The organism is Erythrobacter donghaensis, from assembly GCF_001557325.1.
In the GTDB taxonomy this organism is placed as follows: Bacteria; Pseudomonadota; Alphaproteobacteria; order Sphingomonadales; family Sphingomonadaceae; genus Erythrobacter; species Erythrobacter donghaensis_B.
Window position 1 is genome coordinate 1 of sequence record NZ_LSJS01000168.1, and the last position, 21710, is coordinate 21710.

Annotated in this window: 24 protein-coding genes; 19 read left to right on the forward strand and 5 right to left on the reverse strand. The window is 66.7% G+C overall.

Annotation, left to right across the window (positions count from 1 at the left end; all coding sequences use genetic code 11):
* Positions 1–173 precede the first annotated feature (173 nt).
* From AX692_RS09750 to AX692_RS09765, 4 genes are all read left to right on the forward strand, one after another.
* Positions 174–1748 (forward strand): DEAD/DEAH box helicase, encoded by a 1575-nt coding sequence (locus AX692_RS09750; protein WP_073974350.1) that lies wholly within the window; start codon positions 174–176, stop codon positions 1746–1748.
* Positions 1749–1855: 107 nt separating this feature from the next.
* A complete protein-coding gene (gene gorA, locus AX692_RS09755) occupies positions 1856–3208 on the forward strand; it encodes a glutathione-disulfide reductase (RefSeq protein ID WP_073974351.1) in 1353 nt (450 codons plus the stop codon).
* A gap of 60 nt (positions 3209–3268) precedes the next feature.
* Positions 3269–4291, forward strand: a complete 1023-nt coding sequence (locus AX692_RS09760) for an NAD-dependent epimerase/dehydratase family protein (protein ID WP_073974352.1) — start codon at positions 3269–3271, stop codon at positions 4289–4291.
* 1 nt (position 4292) lies between these two features.
* Positions 4293–5015, forward strand: coding sequence for an SDR family oxidoreductase (locus tag AX692_RS09765; RefSeq protein WP_073974353.1), 723 nt, complete (start codon positions 4293–4295; stop codon positions 5013–5015).
* Here the strand turns inward: AX692_RS09765 and AX692_RS09770 are convergent.
* The gene (locus AX692_RS09770; protein WP_073974380.1) at positions 5012–6118 is read right to left on the reverse strand and encodes an NAD(P)/FAD-dependent oxidoreductase; all 1107 of its coding nucleotides are present in this window, start codon (positions 6116–6118) and stop codon (positions 5012–5014) included. The genes AX692_RS09765 and AX692_RS09770 overlap by 4 nt on opposite strands.
* Positions 6119–6222: 104 nt before the next feature.
* Between AX692_RS09770 and AX692_RS09775 the strand changes: the two genes are divergently transcribed.
* From AX692_RS09775 to AX692_RS09840, 14 genes are all read left to right on the forward strand, one after another.
* The gene (locus tag AX692_RS09775; RefSeq protein WP_073974354.1) at positions 6223–7755 is read left to right on the forward strand and encodes an acyl-CoA carboxylase subunit beta; all 1533 of its coding nucleotides are present in this window, start codon (positions 6223–6225) and stop codon (positions 7753–7755) included.
* 17 nt (positions 7756–7772) lie between these two features.
* On the forward strand, positions 7773–8123 hold the full coding sequence (locus tag AX692_RS09780; RefSeq protein WP_073974355.1) for a hypothetical protein: 351 nt from the start codon (positions 7773–7775) through the stop codon (positions 8121–8123).
* Positions 8120–8572, forward strand: coding sequence for a methylmalonyl-CoA epimerase (mce, locus tag AX692_RS09785; protein ID WP_073974356.1), 453 nt, complete (start codon positions 8120–8122; stop codon positions 8570–8572). The genes AX692_RS09780 and mce overlap by 4 nt, the downstream gene beginning before the upstream one ends.
* Before the next feature lie 91 nt (positions 8573–8663).
* Positions 8664–9449, forward strand: a complete 786-nt coding sequence (locus tag AX692_RS09790; RefSeq protein WP_073974357.1) for an enoyl-CoA hydratase-related protein — start codon at positions 8664–8666, stop codon at positions 9447–9449.
* 119 nt (positions 9450–9568) lie between these two features.
* The gene (gene scpA, locus AX692_RS09795) at positions 9569–11722 is read left to right on the forward strand and encodes a methylmalonyl-CoA mutase (RefSeq protein ID WP_073974358.1); all 2154 of its coding nucleotides are present in this window, start codon (positions 9569–9571) and stop codon (positions 11720–11722) included.
* A complete protein-coding gene (locus AX692_RS09800) occupies positions 11719–12228 on the forward strand; it encodes a hypothetical protein (protein ID WP_073974359.1) in 510 nt (169 codons plus the stop codon). Before scpA ends, AX692_RS09800 begins: the two co-directional genes overlap by 4 nt.
* A 78-nt stretch (positions 12229–12306) precedes the next feature.
* On the forward strand, positions 12307–13317 hold the full coding sequence (gene bioB, locus AX692_RS09805) for a biotin synthase BioB (RefSeq protein ID WP_073977106.1): 1011 nt from the start codon (positions 12307–12309) through the stop codon (positions 13315–13317).
* Positions 13314–14144 (forward strand): alpha/beta hydrolase, encoded by an 831-nt coding sequence (locus AX692_RS09810; RefSeq protein WP_073974361.1) that lies wholly within the window; start codon positions 13314–13316, stop codon positions 14142–14144. Before bioB ends, AX692_RS09810 begins: the two co-directional genes overlap by 4 nt.
* A gap of 11 nt (positions 14145–14155) precedes the next feature.
* The gene (locus AX692_RS09815) at positions 14156–14377 is read left to right on the forward strand and encodes a hypothetical protein (protein WP_073974362.1); all 222 of its coding nucleotides are present in this window, start codon (positions 14156–14158) and stop codon (positions 14375–14377) included.
* Positions 14374–15183 carry a heme-dependent oxidative N-demethylase family protein gene (locus tag AX692_RS09820; protein WP_073974363.1) on the forward strand — a complete coding sequence of 270 codons (810 nt, stop codon included), beginning with the start codon at positions 14374–14376 and terminating at the stop codon, positions 15181–15183. The genes AX692_RS09815 and AX692_RS09820 overlap by 4 nt, the downstream gene beginning before the upstream one ends.
* Positions 15184–15231: 48 nt before the next feature.
* A complete protein-coding gene (locus tag AX692_RS09825) occupies positions 15232–15489 on the forward strand; it encodes a type II toxin-antitoxin system VapB family antitoxin (RefSeq protein WP_073974364.1) in 258 nt (85 codons plus the stop codon).
* The gene (locus AX692_RS09830; RefSeq protein WP_073974365.1) at positions 15486–15881 is read left to right on the forward strand and encodes a type II toxin-antitoxin system VapC family toxin; all 396 of its coding nucleotides are present in this window, start codon (positions 15486–15488) and stop codon (positions 15879–15881) included. The genes AX692_RS09825 and AX692_RS09830 overlap by 4 nt, the downstream gene beginning before the upstream one ends.
* A gap of 3 nt (positions 15882–15884) precedes the next feature.
* Positions 15885–17930, forward strand: coding sequence for an acetyl-CoA carboxylase biotin carboxylase subunit (locus tag AX692_RS09835; RefSeq protein ID WP_073974366.1), 2046 nt, complete (start codon positions 15885–15887; stop codon positions 17928–17930).
* 172 nt (positions 17931–18102) lie between these two features.
* Positions 18103–18384 (forward strand): hypothetical protein, encoded by a 282-nt coding sequence (locus tag AX692_RS09840; RefSeq protein WP_073974367.1) that lies wholly within the window; start codon positions 18103–18105, stop codon positions 18382–18384.
* Between the two features lie 10 nt (positions 18385–18394).
* Here the strand turns inward: AX692_RS09840 and AX692_RS09845 are convergent, their stop codons facing one another.
* Genes AX692_RS09845 through AX692_RS09860 form a run of 4 tightly spaced genes read right to left on the reverse strand, consistent with a single transcriptional unit; the run spans position 18395 to position 21306 of the window.
* Positions 18395–18853 (reverse strand): GNAT family N-acetyltransferase, encoded by a 459-nt coding sequence (locus tag AX692_RS09845; RefSeq protein ID WP_073974368.1) that lies wholly within the window; start codon positions 18851–18853, stop codon positions 18395–18397.
* A gap of 4 nt (positions 18854–18857) precedes the next feature.
* Positions 18858–19628 (reverse strand): cyclase family protein, encoded by a 771-nt coding sequence (locus AX692_RS09850; protein WP_073974369.1) that lies wholly within the window; start codon positions 19626–19628, stop codon positions 18858–18860.
* Positions 19625–20746 (reverse strand): 3-dehydroquinate synthase, encoded by a 1122-nt coding sequence (aroB, locus tag AX692_RS09855; protein ID WP_073974370.1) that lies wholly within the window; start codon positions 20744–20746, stop codon positions 19625–19627. Before aroB ends, AX692_RS09850 begins: the two co-directional genes overlap by 4 nt.
* On the reverse strand, positions 20737–21306 hold the full coding sequence (locus AX692_RS09860) for a shikimate kinase (RefSeq protein WP_073974371.1): 570 nt from the start codon (positions 21304–21306) through the stop codon (positions 20737–20739). Before AX692_RS09860 ends, aroB begins: the two co-directional genes overlap by 10 nt.
* Positions 21307–21344: 38 nt before the next feature.
* Between AX692_RS09860 and AX692_RS09865 the strand changes: the two genes are divergently transcribed.
* Entirely contained in the window at positions 21345–21539 is a 195-nt protein-coding gene (locus AX692_RS09865; RefSeq protein ID WP_073974372.1) for a hypothetical protein, read from the forward strand.
* The last annotated feature ends 171 nt before the right edge of the window (positions 21540–21710 follow it).

Consider the following 21710-nt stretch of genomic DNA (forward strand, 5'->3'; position numbering starts at 1 on the left):
GCGGCGGACCTCTCCGAAATTGTCCGCCCCGGCCGCGCCTCGGTTCTACCTTCAAGACTTCCCTTTTCACGCGGGCGGTTTCAACCCCCGCGCCGCGCGTGGCGTGCCTTGTGGACGATTGTCGTCCCGAGCGGCCCAGCGCGCGTCGCAGAATATTTGCGAGTTTCATACACATGACCACTTTTGCTGACCTCGGGCTGTCGCAGCCCGTGCTCCAGGCCCTCGACATGAAGGGCTACAACACGCCGACGCCGATTCAGGCGCAGGCGATCCCGCCGGTGCTCAAGGGCCGCGACCTGCTCGGCATCGCGCAGACCGGCACCGGCAAGACCGCCGCCTTCATGCTCCCCAGCATCGACCGGCTGCGCGAGGCCGACAAGCCGATCCCGTTCAAGTCCTGCCGCATGCTGGTGCTCGCGCCGACGCGCGAACTCGCGGTGCAGATCGCCGACAGCGCCAAGGACTACGGCGCGCTTGCCGGCCTCAAGGTGCAGTGCATCGTCGGCGGCACGAGCGTCGGCAAGGATCGCAACAAGCTTCACCGCGGCACCGACATTCTGGTCGCCACCCCCGGCCGCCTGCTCGACCTCGTCGACCAGAAGGCGTTCAACCTTGCCGGGATCGAGATCCTCGTGCTCGACGAGGCCGACCAGATGCTCGACCTTGGCTTCATCCACGCGCTGAGGAAGATCCGCGAACTCGCCCCCAAGGAGCGCCAGACGCTGTTCTTCAGCGCAACCATGCCCAAGGCGATCAAGGAGTTGGTGAGCGGCTATTGCCACAACCCGGTGCAGGTCTCGGTGACGCCCGAGAGCACCACGGCGGAGCGCATCGACCAGTACCTGTTCATGGTCCAGCAGGACGAGAAGCTGAGCCTCCTCCAGATGATCCTCCAGCGCCGTCACCAGGTGCCGGGCGAGTTCGAACGGATCCTGATCTTCACCCGCACCAAGCACGGCGCGGACCGGGTGGTGAAGAAGCTTTCGCAGGCCGGGATCGAGGCCAACGCGATCCACGGCAACAAGTCGCAGCCGCAGCGCCAGCGTGCGCTCGACGAGTTCAGGAAGGCGCGCGTGCCGATCCTGATCGCGACCGATGTCGCCGCGCGCGGGATCGACATTCCGGGCGTGAGCCACGTGATCAATTACGAGCTGCCCAACGTGCCCGAACAATACGTTCACCGCATCGGCCGCACCGCGCGCGCGGGGCGGGACGGGATCGCGATCGCCTTCTGCGCCGAGGACGAGCGCGCCTATCTGAAGGACATCCGCAAGGTCACCGGCGCCGAACTGGAGCGCCTGCCGCTCCCCGACAATTTCCGCGCGGTGGTGGAAGGCGAGGGGCCGGAAAAGCCCGCTCCCCGCCAGCCGATGAAGCGCGTCCAGCCGCGTCCGCTCGGGAAGCGCAAGCCGCAGGGCGAGCGCCGCGAGGGCGAACGCCGCCCGGAAGGCGAGCGTCGCCCGGGGCAGGGCAAGCCGCAGGGCCGCCCGCAGCATGACCGCTCCGGCGGAGAGCGTCGCCATGCCGATGCCCCGCGCGGCGAACGGCGTCCGCAGCCGCAGGGCGAGCAGCGCCCGCAGGGTGACCGCCGCCAGCCCTCGGCCAAGGCCGGGCCGGGCGGTCGTCCGGGCGGTGGCCGTCCGCAGGGACAGGGCCAGAACGCAGGCGGCAACAGCGGCGGCGGCAATCGTCGCGGCGGCCGCGGTCGGGGCGGCGGCGGTGGCCGTCCGCGTGCCGCACAGGGCTGATCCGCGCATTCCCGCTTTAGTCTGAAATACTGCATTTTGGGCCCCGACGGTTGCCGCCGTCGGGGCCTTCGCCCATATGCGCTCTCGAAAATTCGGGAGCGGCGAGAATGGCTGACGATTACGATTACGACCTCTTCACCATCGGCGCGGGCTCGGGCGGGGTGCGCGCCAGCCGCGTTGCCGCCGCCCACGGCGCGCGCGTCGCGGTCGCCGAGGAATACCGCGTCGGCGGCACCTGCGTGATCCGCGGCTGCGTCCCCAAGAAAATGCTCGTCTACGGTGCCCACTTCGCCGAGGACCTCGTCGACGCGCAGCATTTCGGCTGGAGCATCGGCGAAAAGAGCTTCGACTGGGCGGCCCTGCGCGATCACGTGCAGAACGATGTGACGCGTCTGGAGGGGCTCTACGGCCAGACCCTGGACAACCACAATGTCACCGTCTTCGCCGAACGCGCGACCATCACCGGGGCGCACGAAATCACGCTGGCGAGCGGCAGGCAAGTCACCGCCCGATACATCCTCGTCGCCACCGGAGCGCGGCCCTTGGTGCCGAGCTTCCCCGGCAGCGAGCATGTCATCACCTCGAACGAGGCGTTCCATCTCGAAGCCCTGCCGCGCCGCATCCTGATCGCGGGCGGGGGCTATATCGCCAACGAGTTTGCGGGCATCTTCAACGAGTTCGGCTGCAAGGTGACGATCGCCAACCGCTCGGACACGATCCTGCGCAGCTATGATGCGGCGCTGCGCGACCGGCTGCTCCAGATCTCGATGGTGAAGGGCATCGAGTTCTGCTTCAACGCCGAATTCGAATGGATCGAGAAGCAGGACGACGGCAGCCTCAAGGTCAAGCTCACCGGCCATGACGAACGGGACTTCGATGCGGTGATGGTCGCCACCGGGCGCGTGCCCAACACCGAGGGGCTCGGGCTCGAGACGGTCGGCGTCGAAGTCGGCAAGAAGGGCGAAATCGTGGTCGATGCCTTCAGCAAGACCTCGGTCGACCACATCTATGCCGTGGGCGACGTGACCGACCGCGTGCAGCTCACCCCCGTCGCGATCCGCGAGGGCCAGGCCTTTGCCGACAGCCTGTTCGGCCCGGGCGCGCCCTATGCGGTCGACCACTCCTGCGTGCCCTCCGCGGTGTTCAGCCACCCGCCGATCGCCGCCGTCGGCCTCACCGAGAGCGAGGCGCGCAACACGCTCGGCAACATCAAGGTCTACCAGTCGGACTTCCGCCCGATGAAGAACGTCGTCGCCGGGCGCAACGAGCGCAGCCTCTACAAGATGATCGTCGATGCTGCGAATGACCGGATCGTCGGCATCCACATGATCGGCCCCGAGGCCCCCGAGATCATGCAGGCCGCCGCCATCGCGGTGAAGGCGAAGCTCACCAAGGCCGATTTCGACGCGACGGTCGCGATCCACCCGACCATGGCCGAGGAGCTGGTGCTGTTCAAATAGGTTGCTTGGCGAAACCTGTCTGCTAGGCTCGCGATGACGCTACGGCAAGGGAGGGTTCGCATGGCAGGCACGGTTCTGGTCACGGGGGCGACCGGCTACATCGCCGGGGAGTTGATCCGCCAATTGCTGGGCAAGGGCTGGACTGTGCACGGCACGGTCCGCAACGTCGCCAGGAGCGAGGCTGGCTTGCGCGCGCGGCTGGGCAACCCCTCGCCCGAACAGTTCAGGCTGTTTGAGGCAGAGCTGATGTCCGATCGCGGCTGGGCCGAGGCCACCGCGGGCTGCACCCATGTCGCCCACGTCGCCTCGCCGATCCCCGCGCAGGCGCCCAAGCACGAGGACGAGCTGATCGTCCCCGCGCGCGAAGGCACGCTGCGCGCGCTGCGGTTCGCGCGCGAGGCAGGCGTCACGCGCTTCGTCCAGACCTCCTCGACCGCGGCGGTGGTCTACGGCGTCGATCGCGGCGAATACACCTTCGATGAAAGCCACTGGACCAAGATCGACCACCCCGACGCCTATCCATACGTCAAGTCCAAGACCATCGCCGAGCGCGCCGCGCGCGACTGGGTGGCGGCGGAAGGCGGCGCGCTGGAGTTCGTCTCGGTCAACCCCGGCATGGTGCTGGGGCCGGTCGACAGCGGGGACTTCTCGGCCTCGGTCGAACTGGTGCAGCAATTGCTGAGCGGCGCGATGCCGATGGCGCCCAATCTCGGCTTCCCGATCGTCGACGTGCGCGACATCGCTGCGCTGCATGTGCTGGCGCTGGATACCCCGGGGCTGGCGGGCGAGCGCTTCCTCGGGGCGGGCAAGTTCCTCACCGCCCTGGAAGTCGCTGGCGTGCTGCGCGCGCGGCTGGGTGAAAAGGCGCGCAAGGCGCCGACCCGGCCGATGCCCGACTGGCTCGTCAATATCCTCGCCCTGTTCAACCCCGAGGTGCGCGGCATCAAGACCGAGATCGGCAAGGTGCGCCATGTGGACGCCAGCCACACCACCGAGCGGCTTGGCTGGACAATGCGCCCCGTCGAGGACACCATCGCGGACTGCGGCGAGAGCCTGATTGCACACGGGGTGGTGAAGGTCTGAGATGGACGTGAACGGCAAGGCGGTGCTGCTGACCGGCGGCAGCGCGGGGATCGGGCGCGAGATTGCGCGGCAATTGCAGGCCAAGGGCGCGAAGGTGCTCCTGACCGGGCGCGATCCGGCGCGGCTGGCGGCGATGGCGGCGGAGGGCTTCGAGATCCTCGCTGCCGACCTGTCGAGCGCGGCGGGTGTCGATGCGCTGGTGGCGGCGCTGGGCGACCGCCCGGTCGATATCCTCATCAACAACGCCGGCCTCGGGGTGCCGCATGATGTGAGGAACGGCCTGCCCGATCCCGATGCGGCGGACGGTTGCCTCTATGCCAACCTCTCCGCACCGGTGCGGCTCATCACCGCGCTGCTCCCGCGCCTGCGCGCGGCGCCTCAAGCGGCGATCATCAACGTGACGAGCGGCCTTGCCATCGCGCCGAACACCGCGAGCTCGGTCTATTGCGCGAGCAAGGCGGGCCTGCGCTCCTACACCATGGCCCTGCGCGCCCAGCTGGCGGGCGAGCCGATCCACGTGATCGAGGCGCTGCCCCCGGTGGTCGACACCCAGATGACCGCCGACCGCGACATGTCGAAGATGCCCCCGCAGGAATGCGCGCGCCAGATCATCGCTGCCCTGGAGAAGGGCCGCGACGAGGCCAATGTCGGCATGGTGAAGCTGCTGCGCGCGGTCTATTCGCTCTCGCCCGCGCTGGCGCGCAGCGTGATGCGGCGGTTCTAGGCGCCGAGGCGCGCCGGAGAGAAGGTCTCGAAGGAGAGCCCCGCCGCCGCCGCATCCTCGGGGAAGGATTGGCCCAGCGCCGCCGCCGCCGCGATTGCCGAGAGGGCAGGGGCGGTCTGGAACCCTGCGCCGCCTTGCCCGGCTACCCAAACGAAGCCGGGCGCACCCGCCGCCTCGCCGATCACCGGCAGTTCGTCTGCTGCAAAGCTCCTGAGGCCCGCCCAGCTGTGGCTGATCCGGCGGATCGCGAGCGTGGTGGCCTGCTCCACCCGGTCCGCCGCGATCGCCTTGTCGAGTTCCTCGGCCGCCGCGTCGCACGGCTCGCAAGCGGTCTGGTCCATCGCCGAGGCGAGCAACTGACCCCGGCCTTCGGGCAGCAGGTAGAAGCCTTCGCCGACGGTCTTGGTGAAGGGCCAGCGGCTCACGTCCTCGCCTTGCGGAGCGGCAAAGCTGATGACGGTGCGGCGGCGCGGCTCGATCCCGATCGGAGCCACCCCGGCCATGCGCGCAACCTCGTCCGCCCATGCGCCCGCCGCGTTGACGAGAACCGGCGCGCCGTGCCGCCTGCCGTCGGCCCGCACCGCGACCCAGCGGTCGCCATCGTGGCCCATGAACATGACCCGCGCCTCCGGGATCACCGCTCCGCGATTGGCGCGGATCGTGGCCACATGGGCCTGCAGCATGGCGTGGGTATCGAGCTTGAGCGACCCGTGATCGACCAGCGCGGCGGCGCAGGCCTCGGGCTTGAGGCAGGGCATCAGCGCGCGCGCTTGCTCGGGGCCGATGCGCGTGAAATCGCAGCCGTACTGGCGGTGCACCGCCTCCAGCGCATCGAGCGCGGCGATCTCGCCCTCGGCCGCAATGTGGAGCGCGCGGTGCACGCTTCCATGCGCGGCAAGCTCGCCCATGCTGAGCGCGGTCAGGGTGCGCACCGGCTCGTTGCCCAGCCCGTAATGCGCAAAGGCCACCGAGCGGCCCGAAGCGTGGTATCCGCAAGCGCTCTCGCCCTCGAGCACGGTCACGATCGCCTGTGCCGACAGCCGCGCGGCGACCGAAAGCCCCGCGATCCCGCCGCCGATCACCAGCACGTCAGAGACATACATCGCGCGGCCTCCCTTCGCCCGTTCCGCCACTTTTGCCACGTTGACGCCTCGCCGCGCCTAAGGCAACGCATGTGCTCGAGAGACCTGACGAGAGAGGAAGATCCTTGTCCGCCAACATCGCCGAAATGGAACGCCGCCGGCAAGCCGCTCGTCTGGGCGGCGGGCAGAAGCGCATCGACGCCCAGCACGCCAAGGGCAAGCTGACCGCGCGCGAGCGGCTCGACGTGCTGCTCGACGAGGGCAGCTTCGAGGAAGTCGACGCCTATGTCGAACATGACTGCATCGATTTCGGGATGGAGACCCAGCGCATCCCCGGCGACGGGGTGGTGACCGGCTCGGGCACGATCAACGGTCGGCTGGTGTTCGTGTTCAGCCAGGACTTCACCGTCTTCGGCGGCTCGCTGTCGAAGCGCCATGCCGAGAAGATCTGCAAGATCATGGACACGGCGATGAAGGTCGGCGCGCCGGTCATCGGCCTCAACGATTCGGGCGGGGCGCGCATCCAGGAGGGCGTCGCGAGCCTCGGCGGCTATGCCGAGGTGTTCCAGCGCAATGTGCTGGCGTCCGGCGTGGTGCCGCAGATCAGCCTCATCATGGGGCCGTGTGCGGGCGGGGCGGTGTACTCGCCCGCGATGACCGACTTCATCTTCATGGTGAAGGATTCGAGCTACATGTTCGTCACCGGCCCCGAGGTGGTGAAGACCGTCACCAACGAGGTCGTCACGCAGGAGGAACTGGGCGGTGCGATCACCCACACGACCAAGACCAGCGTGGCGGACCTAGCCTACGAGAACGATGTCGAGGCGCTGCTCGCCACCCGCCGCTTCTTCGACTTTCTGCCGCTCTCCAACCGCGAGGAAGGGCCGACGCTCCCCACCAGCGATCCGTGGGACCGCTTGGAAAACAGCCTCGACACGCTGATCCCCGACAACGCCAACCAGCCCTATGACATGCACGAGGTGATCACCAAGGTGCTCGACGAGGGCGATTTCTTCGAGATCCAGCCGGCCCACGCAGGCAACATCATCTGCGGGTTCGGCCGGGTCGAGGGCCGCACCGTGGGCGTGGTGGCGAACCAGCCGATGGTGCTGGCGGGCGTGCTCGACATCAACTCCTCGAAGAAGGCGGCGCGCTTCGTGCGCTTCTGCGACGCCTTCGAAATCCCGATCATCACCTTCGTCGACGTCCCCGGCTTCCTCCCCGGCACCGCGCAGGAACTGGGCGGGATCATCAAGCACGGCGCGAAGCTGCTCTTCGCCTATGCCGAGGCGACTGTGCCCAAGATCACCGTCATCACCCGCAAGGCTTACGGCGGGGCCTATGACGTGATGGCCTCCAAGCACCTGAGGGGCGATTTGAACTACGCCTGGCCCACGGCGGAAATCGCGGTGATGGGCGCGAAGGGCGCGGTGGAGATCATCTTCCGTCAGGAAAAGGACGATCCCGCCAAGATCGCCGAGCGGACCAAGGAATACGAAGACCGCTTCGCCAACCCCTTCGTCGCGGCATCGCGCGGCTATATCGACGAGGTGATCCACCCGCACTCGACCCGGCGGCGGATCGCGCTGGGGCTAAGGAAGCTGCGGACGAAGAGCCTCGAGAACCCGTGGAAGAAGCATGATAATATTCCTCTTTAACTGGGGAGCGAACCGCCATGTCTGATTTTGCCGATGCTTACGAATACGCGTACAACGGCGCAGACTCCCTGTATGTAGACAGCTTCTGGACAGCCGTTACGCAAGCGGATGAAATCGAACTCGCGAAATGGGTAGCTGCGTTTCGGACGGTAGGCCTCGAACAGCAGGCGGTCTTACTCTCAACATATCTGGAGACGGATGCCAGGGCGTTGGCGAAGTGGATGGACCATGGCCCGCACAATATACCATTTGAACCGTCGCGAGAATGGGACGCTGAATTTGCCGCAGTATTGGGTCCCGACGGATATGCTGGCGTTCAGAAAATGATCGAACAATTCAGGATAAGCCACGGTTTGGATAAACTATGAAACTCGGCCGTTTGAACCACATCGGCATCGCCACGCCCTCCATCGCCGATAGCATCGCGTTCTACCGCGACGTCATGGGCGCGACGAAGATCCACACGCCCTTCGACCTCGAGGAGCAGGGCGTGAAGGTCTGCTTCGTCGACACGCCCGGCGTCGACGGGGCTATGAATGGCACCCAGATCGAGCTGATCGAGCCGCTGGGGGAGAACTCCACGCTCGCAGGCTTCCTCGCCAAGAACCCGCTCGGCGGGCAGCATCACCTGTGCTTCGAGGTGCCCGATATCGCCGAGGCGCGATCCGAGTTCGAGGCGATGGGCAAGCGCATCCTCGGCCCCACGCGCATCGGCGCGCACGGCACCCCTATCTTTTTCGTCCATCCCAAGGACATGGGCGGCATGCTTACCGAGATCATGGAGACGCCCAAAGAGGGCACGCACTGGTCGAACTAATTCAAACCGTCACCCCGGCCCCCGAGCCGGGGCCGCTTGCGGCAAGCGGTCCCGGATCAAGTCCGGGATGACGAAAGGGAGAAGAAAACGAATGTCCTACGAAACCATCCGCGTCGACCGTGACGGCCCGCTCGTCACCATCACCCTCAACCGTCCCGAGCGCCTCAACGCCATGCCCCCGCAGATGGCGGACGAGATCGGGCAGGCGTTCTACGACCTCGGCGATGCGCGTGCGGTGCTCATCACCGGCGAGGGCAAGGGCTTCTGCTCGGGCGCGGACCTTTCGGCGCGCGGTGACGGCTCTGCGCTCGGCGGGAAGGGCGGAAGCCACGAGGCGCTGATCAATCATTACAACCCCGCGATCAGCCAGCTGATCCGCGCGAGCGTGCCGGTGATCTGCGCGGTCAATGGCCCGGCGGCGGGCGTCGGATGCTCGCTCGCCTTGGCTGCTGATTTCACCATCGCCGCGAAGAGCGCCTACTTCCTCCAGGCCTTCGTCAATATCGGCCTTGTGCCCGATGGCGGCTCGACCTGGCTGCTCACCCGCGCCGTCGGCCGCGCGCGCGCGACGCGGATGATGATGCTGGGCGAGAAGATCTCGGGCGCGCAGGCCGAGGAATGGGGCCTGGTCTACAAGTGCGTCGAGGATGCCGACCTGATGACCGAAGCCCGCGCCCTCGCTGAAAAGCTCGCGAATGGCCCGACCATCGCCTACGCCACGATGAAGCGCAATATCGCGACCGCGCTCGACCAGAACCTCCAGATGGTGCTGCTCGCCGAGGCCGAGGGTCAGCGCATCGCGGGCGCGACCAAGGACGCGATGGAGGGCGGCATGGCCTTCCTCCAGAAGCGGAAAGCCGAGTTCAAGGGGGCGTAACCCTCTTCCCCTGTTCGTCACCCTGAACTTGTTTCAGGGTCCATTTTGCCCCACGAGCCTTGGCGGAATGCCGAGGCATGGATGCTGAAACAAGTTCAGCATGACGGGATTGTATAGGTATGACCCAGAAGCCCACCCTCTCCGACTGGAACGCCCTCGCCGCCAGGGAAGTGAAGGGCCGCGACCTGACCTGGCACACGCCCGAAGGTTTCGCGATCAAGCCGCTGTATACGGCCGAGGATCACGCCGGTTTCGACCCGGGCCTCCCGGGCTTCGCGCCCTTCACCCGGGGCGTGAAGGCGAGCATGTATGCGGGCCGTCCGTGGACGATCCGGCAATATGCGGGCTTCTCCACCGCCGAGGAATCGAACGCCTTCTACCGCCGCAATCTGGCGATGGGGCAGAAGGGGCTGTCGGTCGCCTTCGACCTTGCCACCCACCGCGGTTACGATTCCGATCACCCGCGCGTGGTCGGCGATGTCGGCAAGGCCGGGGTGGCGATCGACACGGTCGCGGACATGGAGATCCTGTTCGACCAGATCCCGCTCGATGCCATGAGCGTCTCGATGACGATGAACGGCGCGGTGATCCCGGTGCTGGCCTTCTTCATCGTCGCGGCGGAACGTCAGGGCGTGTCGCAGGACAAGCTTGAGGGCACGATCCAGAACGACATCCTCAAGGAGTTCATGGTCCGCAACACCTATATCTACCCGCCCGAGCCGAGCATGCGGATCATCTCGGACATCATCGCATACACCTCGGCCAACATGCCGAAATTCAACTCGATTTCGATTTCTGGCTACCACATGCACGAGGCCGGGGCGACGGCGGTGCAGGAGCTCGCCTTCACCATCGCCGACGGCAAGGAATATGCCCAGCGCGCCATGGCCGCCGGGCTGGACATCGACGCCTTCGCAGGCCGCCTCAGCTTCTTCTTCGGCATCGGCATGAACTTCTTCATGGAGATCGCCAAGCTGCGCGCCGCGCGCACGCTGTGGTACCGGGTGATGGACGATCTGGGCGCGAAGGACGAGCGCTCCAAGATGCTGCGCACCCACTGCCAGACCTCGGGCGTCAGCTTGCAAGAGCAGGACCCCTACAACAACGTCATCCGCACCACGGTGGAGGCGATGGCGGCGGTGCTGGGCGGGACGCAGTCGCTCCACACCAACGCGCTTGATGAAGCAATTGCGCTCCCGACCGATTTCTCCGCCCGCATTGCGCGCAACACCCAGCTGGTGCTGCAGGAGGAAAGCGGCATCTGCAACGTCGTCGATCCCCTCGGCGGCTCGCATTATATCGAGGCTTTGACCGCCACGCTGGTGGCCGAGGCCGAGGCGATGATGGCCGAGGTCGACGCGGCGGGCGGCATGACCGCCTATGTCGCCACCGGCGCGCCCAAGGCCGCGATCGAGCGTGCGGCGGCGGAAAAGCAGACCAAGGTTGACAAGGGCGAGACGGTGATCGTCGGCGTCAACAAGTACCGCAAGGAGACCGAGGACGCGCTGGAGACCCTTGAGGTCGATAACCAGAAGGTTCGCACCGGCCAGATCGCGCGGATCGAAAAGGTCCGCGCAAACCGCGACGAGGCAGCCTGCCGCGCGGCGCTCGCAGCGCTGACCGAAGGCTGCAAGTCGGGCGCGAACCTGCTGGCGCTTGCCGTGGAGGCCGCGCGCCACGATGCGACGCTCGGCGAAATCTCCGCCGCGATGGAGGAGGTGTTCGGCCGCCACGATGCCACGCCTGCGCCGGTCACCGGCGTCTACAAGAGCGCCTACGAATTCGACCGCCGCTGGGCGCAGGTGACCGACGGGGTCGAAGCCGTCGGCCGCCGGTTGGGCCGTGCGCCCCGCATCATGATCGCCAAGATGGGCCAGGACGGCCACGACCGCGGCGCGAATGTGATCGCCTCGGCGTTCAGCGACATGGGCTTCGACGTAATCAGCGGCCCGCTGTTCCAGACGCCCGAGGAAAGCGCCGCGATGGCATTGGCGAAAGACGTCGACGTGGTCGGCGCGTCGTCGCTGGCGGCGGGCCACAAGACCCTGATCCCCGAACTGATCCGGCTCCTTCGGGAAGCCGGGCGCGGCGACATCAAGGTCACCGCAGGCGGCGTCATCCCGCCGCAGGACTACGACTATCTGCGCGAGGCAGGGGTGCAGGGCATCTACGGCCCCGGCTCCAACGTGGTGGAGTGCGCGGCGGATATTCTCGTGCTGCTCGGCCACAACATGCCGCCGCTCGGTGAGGGGCTGGACGAGGCGGCTGAGTGACAGGCATCTGGACCATTGGTCGCGAGCGGGAAAAGGCCCACGCGATCAAGTTTATCCGGAATGTGAATGAGCATCCCCTTATCTTCGACGTGATAGACGCGGTCGAGGATATCAAAGCGGGGGACGGCGACCTCCAGCTGTTTATGAATGCCGCGATCCATGCGTTTGTGAATGGTGGGCGGGCCGTATGGGGGCAAGCCGCAAACTGGGTCAGGAAGATGGGCAAACACCATCCTCAGGTGCATGTCATTTGGGATGAGCTGGCCAAATGGCCCATTAGCGAAGTCCGGTGGCGCGTCGCCTGTGTCCTGTACCATGACATCCCGGAGCGGCAGTCGCATTACCTTTTCGATCGCCTCCGATCAGACAAAAGCAAACGGGTGCGACAGATTGCGATAAGCCGGTATGAATACACAACCGATGCGAAGGGGCTCGCTGAGCGAACGAGGAGTGCAGGCGAATTCGATCTCGCCAGAGCCATTGCTGAACTTGATGCGCGAGAGTAGCCAAGAACACTGATGGACGAACAGCCGTCAAGGTTTGATCGACTGCTCTCCAGAATTGACCCGATTTTTGAGGACCGAATGACCCACCCCCGCACCGACTGGACCCGCGCCGAAATCGCGGCCCTCTTCGACCTGCCCTTCACCGAGCTGCTGTACCAGGCGGCGAGCGTCCACCGCGAATATCACCCCGCAACCGAAGTCCAGCTGTGCACCCTGCTCAGCATCAAGACCGGCGGGTGTCCGGAGGATTGCGGCTATTGCTCGCAGTCGGTCCATGCGGACTCGGGCGTTGAGGCCACCAAGCTGATGGATGTGCAGGCCGTGCTCCAGCGCGCGGCGCAGGCAAAGGATGCAGGCTCGCAGCGGTTCTGCATGGGCGCGGCGTGGCGCAATCCCAAGGACCGCGACATGCCCGCGATCGTCGAGATCGTGAAGGGTGTCTCCGCGATGGGGCTGGAGACCTGCATGACGCTGGGGATGCTCGAACCGCATCAGGCAGAGATGCTCGCGGAAGCCGGCCTCGATTACTACAACCACAATATCGACAGCTCGCCCGAATATTACGAGCGCGTCATCTCCACCCGCGATTTCCAGTGCCGGCTCGATACGCTGGACCACGTGCGCAAGGCGGGGATCAACGTGTGCAGCGGCGGGATCGTCGGCATGGGCGAGACGCGCGAGGACCGGGTGGGCTTCATCCACACCCTTGCGACCCTGCCGCAGCACCCGGAGAGCGTGCCGGTCAACGCGCTGGTGCCGGTCAAGGGCACGGTGCTGGGCGACATGCTGGCCGATACCCCGCTCGCCAAGATCGACGATATCGAGTTCGTCCGCACCGTCGCGGTGGCGCGCATCACCATGCCGCGCTCGATGGTGAGGCTCTCGGCGGGGCGCGAGTCGATGAGTGAGGCAACACAGGCCCTGTGCTTCCTGGCGGGCGCCAATTCGATCTTCACCGGCGACAAGCTGCTGACCGCGCCCAACGCCGGCGACGACAAGGACGGCGCGCTGTTCTCCAAGCTCGGCCTCACGGCGCTCAAGGGCGAGGAACCCGCGCGCGCTTGCAAGGCGGCGGTGGCGGCGGAGTGATCGGTCTGCTGGCAGCGGCAGCGCTTGCTGCGGCCCCCGCGCCGCAGCCGCAGCCGCTGACCATCGGCGAGACCATCACCCTCCAAGCCCTCGGCGCCGAGCGGCAGGTCAACATCGTCCTGCCGCCCGACTACGCCAAGGACCCCGAGAAACGCTGGCCGGTGGTCTACCAGCTCGACGGGGCGGTTGCCCAAGACCTCATGATGGGCGCAGGCCTGATGCGGTGGGGAGCGCTGTGGGGCCGGAGCGCGGATGCGATCGTGGTCGGGATCGAGACCAGGGACCGCCAGCGCGAACTTCTTCCGCCTACCGGGGATGCCAAGGAGCGCGAGCGCTGGCCGACCGCAGGTGATAGCGCGGCGTTCCGCGCGTGGCTTGCGGACACCGTCAAGCCGCTGGTCGAGGCCCGCTACCGCACCGATGGCCGCGCCTTCCTCGTGGGCGAGAGCGCGGCGGGGCATTTCGTGGTCGAAACCTGGGCCAGCGCGCCCGGGCTCTTCACCGGCTACGCCGCGATCAGCCCGAGCCTGCAATGGGACTTCGAGGCGCTGAGCCGCAAGCCCTTGGGCAAGGGCCCGCGCCCCCCGCTCTACCTCAGCCTCGCCGACGAGGGCGGGGCGACCGAGGCTGGGATGGAGCGGCTGCTTGCGGCGCTGCCCGCCAGCCAGCCCTACTGCTTCTCCGACCGCCGCAAGGAGCTGCGCCACGCCACCGCGCTCCACGGCCTCTTGCCCGAGGCGTTGCAATATCTCATGCCCACCAAGGCCGATTGGCTGGAGGAATACGGCTTCATCCTGCGCTGCGAGCGGCGGGGAGGGGTGGGGTGAGCCCTTCGCGCATGTTCCAGTTCCTCACGCAGCTGATTGGACGGGCCGCCGCGCAGGTGGTGTGCTTCATCCTTGTCTGGAGCCTGATCGGAATTGCCGTTCGCCTCTATGTCTGGCTTGACGAGCGCGTTCCCGGCGGAATTGATCCGGTCCACGCTGGTATGTTTTGCATGATTGTGTTCGCGGTGTTCACTGGGTGGAGAATGATCGCGAGTGCGAGTCTGGACGAATGACCCTCGGCTTCACCGTTGACACCCTGCTCCCCAAGGCACGCGGCGGCGGGCAGCTCAGGATGGGGCTGGTCAGGCTGGAGGAGCGCGCGTGGCTCCAGCCCGCGCCCGATCTGGCGGCGCGGGCTGCGGGGTTTGCCGATTGGCCGGATGCTGTGCAGCTGACGCCCGAAGTGGACGCGCCGGGCCGCGAACTGGCCGCGATGCTCGGCGTGGATGGCGCGCTCCCCGAGGCGGCGCTGGCGGTGCACGAGGACCTGTGCCTCCTGACGCAAGCCGAGGGCGAGGCGGTCTACCGCCTGATCGGCGCGGCGGTGGCTTGGCCTTCGGACTGGCACCCTTCCGAGAAGATCGGCCTGCCGCTGCGCGCGCTCCATGCCCCGATACAGGGCTACGAGGAGCACCTCGCCACCGGGGTCGACCGCTTCATGGAGACCCTGCGTCCCGGTGCGATCTACGGGCGGTGCAATTGGTTCATCGCCGCTTGCGGAGAGCGCCGCTGGCTGCCCGACCGACCGCCGCACGAGGCCTTCGCCCATGTCACGCCCGAGAACGCAGGCGAGACCCTGTTCGTGCGCTCCGAACGCCAGACCCTCCGGCGGTTGCCGCAAACGGGCGCGATCCTGTTCACCATCGGTATCTATGTCGAGCCGCTGGGAAGGCTCTCCCCCGCCAACATCGCCATGCTGGGGAGGGCAGTGCAAACCCTCGTCAGCGGCGAGGGCGACCGGCGCGGTGCGCCTGCCTATGCCGACAGCCTGATCGCCTATGCCCTGCGCGCTGCATGCGACGAGGGCTTTACCGGATGAAACCCTTCTACTATATCTTCCCTGGTTGGTAGAGGAGCAAGCGACGCCATGGGCGCGCAAATGAACATCAAGAGTGATGAGGCTTATCGCCTTGCTTCCGAGCTAGCGGCAATCGAACGCACCTCGATTACTCAGGTTGTGTTGGAAGCCCTGCGCGCGCGCCGGCTGAAGCTGGATGTCGAGCGCGAAGCAAAGGTGGCTGAGATCATGAAGCTTTGCGAAGAAACGCGCGCACTGATGTCGCCCGAATTGCTGGCTCTGGATATGGACGCCTTTCTATACGACGAATACGGCCTGCCCAAGTGATCATCGATAGCTCGGCGATTGTCGCCATCGTCTGGGGTGAACCTGAGGCGAGGGCGTTCACGGAGGCGATCCTTGCAAATGGGCGGGCCGTGATGTCTGCGGGCAATTTTCTGGAAACCGGCATCGTTATCGACCGCGATCGCAACCCCGTGCTGAGCGCGAAAGTTGATGAGATCATCGCCAGGCTGGCCATTGAGATTGTGCCAGTCACTCCCTCCCAAGCGCGCATCGCCCGGCAGGCCTATCGCGATTTCGGCAAGGGCAGCGGCCATCCTGCGCAGCTCAATTTTGGCGATTGCTTTGCCTACGCGCTGGCGACAGAGCGGGCAGAGCCGCTGCTGTTCAAGGGCGAGGATTTCGTCCATGCGGGCCTGAAAAGGATCATTGACTAGACCATGTTCTCCAAAATCCTGATTGCCAACCGCGGCGAGATCGCCTGCCGGGTCATCACCACCGCGAGGCGGATGGGGATCAAGACGGTCGCGGTCTATTCCGACGCCGATGCCCGCGCGCCCTTCGTCGCGATGGCTGACGAGGCGGTGCATATCGGCCCTTCGCCCGCGGCGGAGAGCTATCTGGTCGCCGACAAGATCATTGCCGCCTGCAAGCAGACCGGGGCGGAAGCGGTGCACCCGGGCTACGGCTTCCTGTCGGAGCGCACCTCCTTTGCCGAGGCGCTCGCCAAGGAAGGCATTGCCTTCATCGGCCCCCCGGTCGGCGCGATTGCCGCCATGGGCGACAAGATCGAATCCAAGAAGCTCGCCAAGGAAGCGGGCGTCAATGTCGTCCCCGGCTTCGTCGGCGAGATCGAGGATACCGAGCACGCCGTCCGTATCTCCAACGAGATCGGCTATCCGGTGATGATGAAGGCCTCGGCCGGGGGCGGGGGCAAGGGGATGCGCCTTGCCTACAATGAAGCCGACGTGCGCGAGGGGTTCGAAAGCGTGAAGCGCGAGGGGCTCAACTCCTTCGGCGATGACCGCGTCTTCATCGAGAAATTCATCCTCAATCCGCGCCATATCGAGATCCAGATCCTCGGCGACCAGCACGGCAACATCCTCTATTTGAACGAGCGCGAATGCTCGATCCAGCGCCGCCACCAGAAGGTGGTCGAGGAAGCGCCGTCGCCTTTCGTGACGCCCAAGATGCGCAAGGCGATGGGCGAGCAATGCGTCGCTCTGGCGCGCGCGGTGGGGTATTACTCGGCGGGTACGGTCGAACTGATCGTATCCGGCGCGGACCCGACGGGGGAGAGCTTCTACTTCCTCGAGATGAACACCCGGCTTCAGGTCGAGCACCCCGTCACCGAGGCGATCACCGGCATCGATCTGGTCGAGCAGATGATCCGTGTGGCGGCGGGCGAACGCCTCGCGATGACGCAGGACGACATCGGGATCGACGGCTGGGCGATCGAGAACCGCGTCTATGCCGAGGACCCCTATCGCGGCTTCCTGCCCTCGACCGGGCGGCTGGTTCATTACCAGCCCCCGCTCCCCGGCTGGAGCGAGGACGAGACGGTCGCGGGCAAGGCACGCCGGGGCGTGGCGCGCGGGAACGGCAGCGTCCGGGTCGATGACGGGGTCTATGAAGGCGGCGAAGTCTCGCGCTTCTACGATCCGATGATCGCCAAGCTGATCACCTGGGCCCCGACCCGCGACGAAGCCGCCGATCTCCAGATCGAGGCGCTCGACAACTTCCGAATCAAGGGCCTCGGCCACAATGTCGATTTCCTCTCCGCGATCATGCAGCACCCGCGCTTCCGCTCGGGGGAACTGACCACCGGCTTCATCGCCGAGGAATATCCGGAGGGCTTCCACGGCGCGGCGACGGGCAACGCGCTCAAGCGCAAGCTGGCGGGGTTGGGCGCTACGCTGATGCACGCGATCGAAGGCCGTGCCCGCGACATCAGCGGGCAGCTTGCCGATACGCTTGACGCCCCGACGCACTGGTCGGTGACGGTTGGCGGCGAGACTTTCGGGGTCGACCTTTCCAGCCTCGAGGAAGCGATCAAGGTCGACGGCGAGCCGCTGACCGTTCGGCACGAATATGCGATCGGTGCGGTCGCCGTCACCGCCACCGTCGACGGCGAGCCGATCACCGTCCAGCTTGAACGCACCCTCACGGGCTTCGTCATGACCACACGCGGCGCGAAGCACGCGGTGCGGATCCTGCCGGCGCGGATCGCGCCCTATGCCGCACTGATGCTCGAGAAGGTCCCGCCCGATCTTTCGCGCCTCCTTATCTGCCCGATGCCGGGGATGCTGGTGAAGCTCCACGTGGGCGAGGGCGACAAGGTCCAGCCCGGCCAGCCGCTCGCGACGGTCGAGGCGATGAAGATGGAGAACATCCTGCGCGCCGAGAAGGAGGGCACGATCGCGAAGATCAACGCCGCCGAGGGCGAGAGCCTGGCGGTCGACGCGGTGATCCTCGAGCTGGAGTGACAGCGGGGGCGGGGTTACTTGCAGAAGATCCTGTCTTTTTGCGCCAGATTACTGATGTGCGACAAAAAATTCGCACCGGTTTTGTTCTACAGTTCGTCCTGTGAGACACTCGTTTTGCCGAATCGCGGATCCTCCGCGGGGCGGATCGAAGCTCAGGCGGGAGCATTTGATCATGGCACATACCGGAACCGGCTATTTTGACCGTAAGGGCAATTTCTACAAGAATGCGCGCGATGCGACGGTGAGCGATCTGGCTGCGATGCTCGGCAAGATCGGCGACGGCGAGAGCCTTGCGCCCGGCATTGCCAACATGCTGCTGGAACGGCGTGCCGATATCGAGCAGCTGTTTGGCGAACATGACCGGATGCTGGAGGAAGAGGCAGCCCTGAAGGCTGCGCGCATCACGCAGACAGGTGACAATATCGCCCAGCTCCCGAGCCGCCCGGCGCATTGATTTTGCGCGATCAATCCAGTGCCAGATGGAGGCACTGGTTGAAGTCGGTGAGGATGTAATCGGCGAAGGCCGTGCCATTCACGAACCCGCGTCGGCGGTAGAGCGTCAGCGCAGGCTCGAAGGCGGGGCCGCTGCCGGTCTCTAGGCTGAGCGTCCGCAAACCCTCGGCGCGGGCGTGGGCGATGATTGTCTCGAGCAGCGCCGCGGCGATCCCCCGTCGCAGGAAATCGGGGTGGGTGCGCATCGACTTCACTTCCGCCGACACCGCATCGAGCCGCTTCATCGCACCAACCGCGGCGATCCGCTCGTCCACCTCGGCAGCCCACACCGTCACGCCCTCGGCTTGCAGGCCCGACAGATCGAGCGCGAAGCTGAGGCCCGGCGGCGAGCCTTCAAGCATGGCGCGCTGGTGGAAGGCGATGAGGTCCTGGACGCGCGGGTCGGCAAGGTCGGCGAGCGCGATGTGCAAGGTTTCAGTCCTCGATCATCGCCACTGCCCGGATCCAGCCGGCGCTGGCGCGCGCGATCTTGACCGGGAAGCAGCTGACGGTGAAGCCGAAAGGCGGCAGCGCGGCGAGGTTCGCCAGCTTCTCGATCTGGTAATAGGGGCGGATGCGTCCGGCCTTGTGGCCTTCCCAGATGATCGACGGGTCGCGCGTCTCGGCCCAGGCCTTCGCGGTGTGGCTGAAGGGCGCGTCCCAGCTCCAGGCGTCGGTGCCGACCACTTCGATCCCCTGCGCCGTGAGCCACAAGGTCGCCTCCGCGCCGAGGCCGACGCCCTGATCGGTGAAGCCCTCGCTGCCGTAGACCGCGCCCGATTGCACCAGCACGATGTCGAGCGGCTGCAAGGTGTAGCCGATGCGCGCCAGCTCCGCCTGCACCTCGGCGGCGCTGACGACATGGCCGTGCGGGAGGTGCGAGAAGTCGAGCTTCACGCCGGGACGCAGGAAGCGGTCGAGCGGGGCCTCGTCGATGCTGGGCGCGGGAGTCGCGCCGCAATCGGTGGTCGAATGGAAGTGCCACGGCGCGTCCATGTGGGTGCCATTGTGGGTGGAAAGCTCGACGAACTCCACCGCCCAGCCTTCGCCATCGGGCAGGTCTTCGCGCTTGAGGCCGGGGAAGAACATCGCGATCTGTTCCCACGTGGTCTCGTGGGTCATGTAGGTCACCTTGGGCCGCATCACCTCGGGATCGGAGACCACGTCGTTGGTGATCGGGATCGAGAGGTCGATGAAGCGGGTCATCCGCGCAGTTCCTCATCCATGAAGGCGGCGATGTCGGCGAGGTCGACATCGCGCGCCACGTAAGCCTCGCCCAGCGCGCGCAGGAGAAGGAAGGGAAGGGTGGTGCCTTCGGCCTTCTTGTCGTGGCGCATATGGTCGACCAGCGCGGCCCCGTTGCAGGCAAGGCCGAGCGAGGGGAGCGAGGCGGGGAGCCCCGCCGCCGCAATTGCTGCCGCCGCCCGCGCGGCGTCCCCGTCGGAAATCTCGCCCCGCCGCGCCGAATACCTTGCCGCCAGCACCATGCCCAATGCGACCGCCTCGCCATGCAGCAGCCGGTCGGAAAAGCCGGTCTCGGCCTCCAGCGCATGGCCGAAGGTGTGCCCGAGGTTGAGCAGCGCGCGCTGGTCGAGCGTCTCGCGCTCGTCGGCCGCCACGATCCGCGCCTTCATCGCGATGCTGGTGGCGATGGCGTTTTCGAGCGCGTGCGGCTCGCGCGCGAGCACCTTGTCGCCGTTCGCCTCGAGCCAGGAGAAGAAGGCCGCATCGCCGAGCAGGCCGTATTTGAGCACCTCGGCGAAGCCAGCGCGCATCTCCCGATCGGGCAGGGTGTCGAGCACCAGCGGGTCGATCAGCACCTGCGAAGGCTGATGAAAGGCGCCGATCAGGTTCTTGCCCGCGCGCGTGTTGATCGCGGTCTTGCCGCCCACCGAGCTGTCGACCTGTGCCAGCAGCGTCGTCGGCAGTTGCACGAAGCCCACGCCGCGTTTGGTGATCGCACAGGCGAAGCCGACGAGATCGCCGACCACGCCGCCGCCGAGCGCGAAGACATGGTCCGAACGCGTGACGCCGAGGGCCAGCAGCCAGTCGCACAGGCGCTCGAGCACGGCCCAGCTCTTGGCATCCTCGCCCGGTTCGACGACGAACCATTCGGCCTTGAGGCCCACCCACGCCAGGCGGTCGTTCACATCGCCCGCAAAGATGTCGCGGGTGTTGGTGTCGGCCACGAAAGGCACGGCACGATCCGTGCGGCTGTAGCGCGTCAGATAGGGCTCGGCGTGTTCGACGATCCGGTCGAGCAGGCCCCTCTCGATCACCACCTCATAAGCGCGCCCGGCCAGCGCGACGGGAATTACAGCCATTGACCAATCGCCTCGATGATCGCGCGCGCGGTGTCGGCGTGGGGGCCGGTCTCGCTGACGATACGGATATGCGCCTGCCCGTAGAACGGCGCCCGCTCGCGCGCCAGCCGGGTGAGGATCTCGTGCGGGTCGCCCTGCTTCAGCAGCGGACGGTTGCCGCGCCGCGCGGTGCGTTCGACCAGCGTGTCGACGTCGCAATCGATCCACACCGCGATGCCTTGTTCGAGCACCGCCGCGCGCGTCTGGGGATCGACGAAGGCGCCGCCGCCGGTCGCGATCACGCCGTGACCCTCGGCCAGCAGGCGGGCGATCACGCGCCGTTCGCCGTCACGGAAATAGGCCTCGCCGAAGGCCTCGAAGATCTCCGGGATCGAGCGCCGGGCGGCCTCGGCGATGGCATCGTCGGCATCGACGAAATCGCGCCCGAGCATGGCGGCGAGCTTGCGCCCCACGGTCGACTTGCCCACGCCCATCAGCCCCACCAGCACCACCGGCCGCGTGATGCGCGCGGCGATGGCGGCGATATCGCGATCATGGGGGGAGGGGCACGCGGCGGACATTGCCGCAAGGCCTATAGATGGGCTAGGGCACGCGCAATATGGCAAACTTGCGGCAAGAGCGTCTGACCCCTGGCGGTTTCGAGCAGGCTCCCCCTCGGCGGCGCGGGCGGCGCTGGCCGTGGCTCGCTGGGGTGGCGGCGCTCGGCCTCCTTGCGCTGGCGTGGTTCGAGGGGGGCGAGGAACCGCTGCGCCCGATCGCCGAGGACGTGAGCCTGCCGGAGCAGGGGCAATGAGCGGAAGGCAACGGAGCTTCTCGGCGAGCGTGCTCGCCATCGCCGCGGCAGGCACGCTCGGCGCGGCGGGGCTGACGGGGTTCGCCCTGGCGCAGGGCAAGCCCGAATCGCTGCTGCCTCCGGGCTTCGACGATCCCGCCCCCGCGCCGAGCCCGCGCCAGAGCCCGGCCC

What these genes read in the sequence shown, in the direction of transcription:
- AX692_RS09770 (WP_073974380.1), bottom strand. Translation starts at nt 6,118, where the DNA reads ATGTATGTCTCTGACGTGCTGGTGATCGGCGGCGGGATCGCGGGGCTT.
- AX692_RS09865 (WP_073974372.1), top strand. Translation starts at nt 21,345, where the DNA reads ATGGCAAACTTGCGGCAAGAGCGTCTGACCCCTGGCGGTTTCGAGCAG.
- AX692_RS09765 (WP_073974353.1), top strand. Translation starts at nt 4,293, where the DNA reads ATGGACGTGAACGGCAAGGCGGTGCTGCTGACCGGCGGCAGCGCGGGG.
- AX692_RS09850 (WP_073974369.1), bottom strand. Translation starts at nt 19,628, where the DNA reads ATGACCCGCTTCATCGACCTCTCGATCCCGATCACCAACGACGTGGTC.
- AX692_RS09820 (WP_073974363.1), top strand. Translation starts at nt 14,374, where the DNA reads ATGACCCTCGGCTTCACCGTTGACACCCTGCTCCCCAAGGCACGCGGC.
- AX692_RS09790 (WP_073974357.1), top strand. Translation starts at nt 8,664, where the DNA reads ATGTCCTACGAAACCATCCGCGTCGACCGTGACGGCCCGCTCGTCACC.
- AX692_RS09760 (WP_073974352.1), top strand. Translation starts at nt 3,269, where the DNA reads ATGGCAGGCACGGTTCTGGTCACGGGGGCGACCGGCTACATCGCCGGG.
- AX692_RS09825 (WP_073974364.1), top strand. Translation starts at nt 15,232, where the DNA reads ATGGGCGCGCAAATGAACATCAAGAGTGATGAGGCTTATCGCCTTGCT.
- scpA (WP_073974358.1), top strand. Translation starts at nt 9,569, where the DNA reads ATGACCCAGAAGCCCACCCTCTCCGACTGGAACGCCCTCGCCGCCAGG.
- bioB (WP_073977106.1), top strand. Translation starts at nt 12,307, where the DNA reads ATGACCCACCCCCGCACCGACTGGACCCGCGCCGAAATCGCGGCCCTC.
- aroB (WP_073974370.1), bottom strand. Translation starts at nt 20,746, where the DNA reads ATGGCTGTAATTCCCGTCGCGCTGGCCGGGCGCGCTTATGAGGTGGTG.
- gorA (WP_073974351.1), top strand. Translation starts at nt 1,856, where the DNA reads ATGGCTGACGATTACGATTACGACCTCTTCACCATCGGCGCGGGCTCG.
- AX692_RS09750 (WP_073974350.1), top strand. Translation starts at nt 174, where the DNA reads ATGACCACTTTTGCTGACCTCGGGCTGTCGCAGCCCGTGCTCCAGGCC.
- AX692_RS09860 (WP_073974371.1), bottom strand. Translation starts at nt 21,306, where the DNA reads ATGTCCGCCGCGTGCCCCTCCCCCCATGATCGCGATATCGCCGCCATC.
- mce (WP_073974356.1), top strand. Translation starts at nt 8,120, where the DNA reads ATGAAACTCGGCCGTTTGAACCACATCGGCATCGCCACGCCCTCCATC.
- AX692_RS09780 (WP_073974355.1), top strand. Translation starts at nt 7,773, where the DNA reads ATGTCTGATTTTGCCGATGCTTACGAATACGCGTACAACGGCGCAGAC.
- AX692_RS09835 (WP_073974366.1), top strand. Translation starts at nt 15,885, where the DNA reads ATGTTCTCCAAAATCCTGATTGCCAACCGCGGCGAGATCGCCTGCCGG.
- AX692_RS09815 (WP_073974362.1), top strand. Translation starts at nt 14,156, where the DNA reads ATGTTCCAGTTCCTCACGCAGCTGATTGGACGGGCCGCCGCGCAGGTG.
- AX692_RS09840 (WP_073974367.1), top strand. Translation starts at nt 18,103, where the DNA reads ATGGCACATACCGGAACCGGCTATTTTGACCGTAAGGGCAATTTCTAC.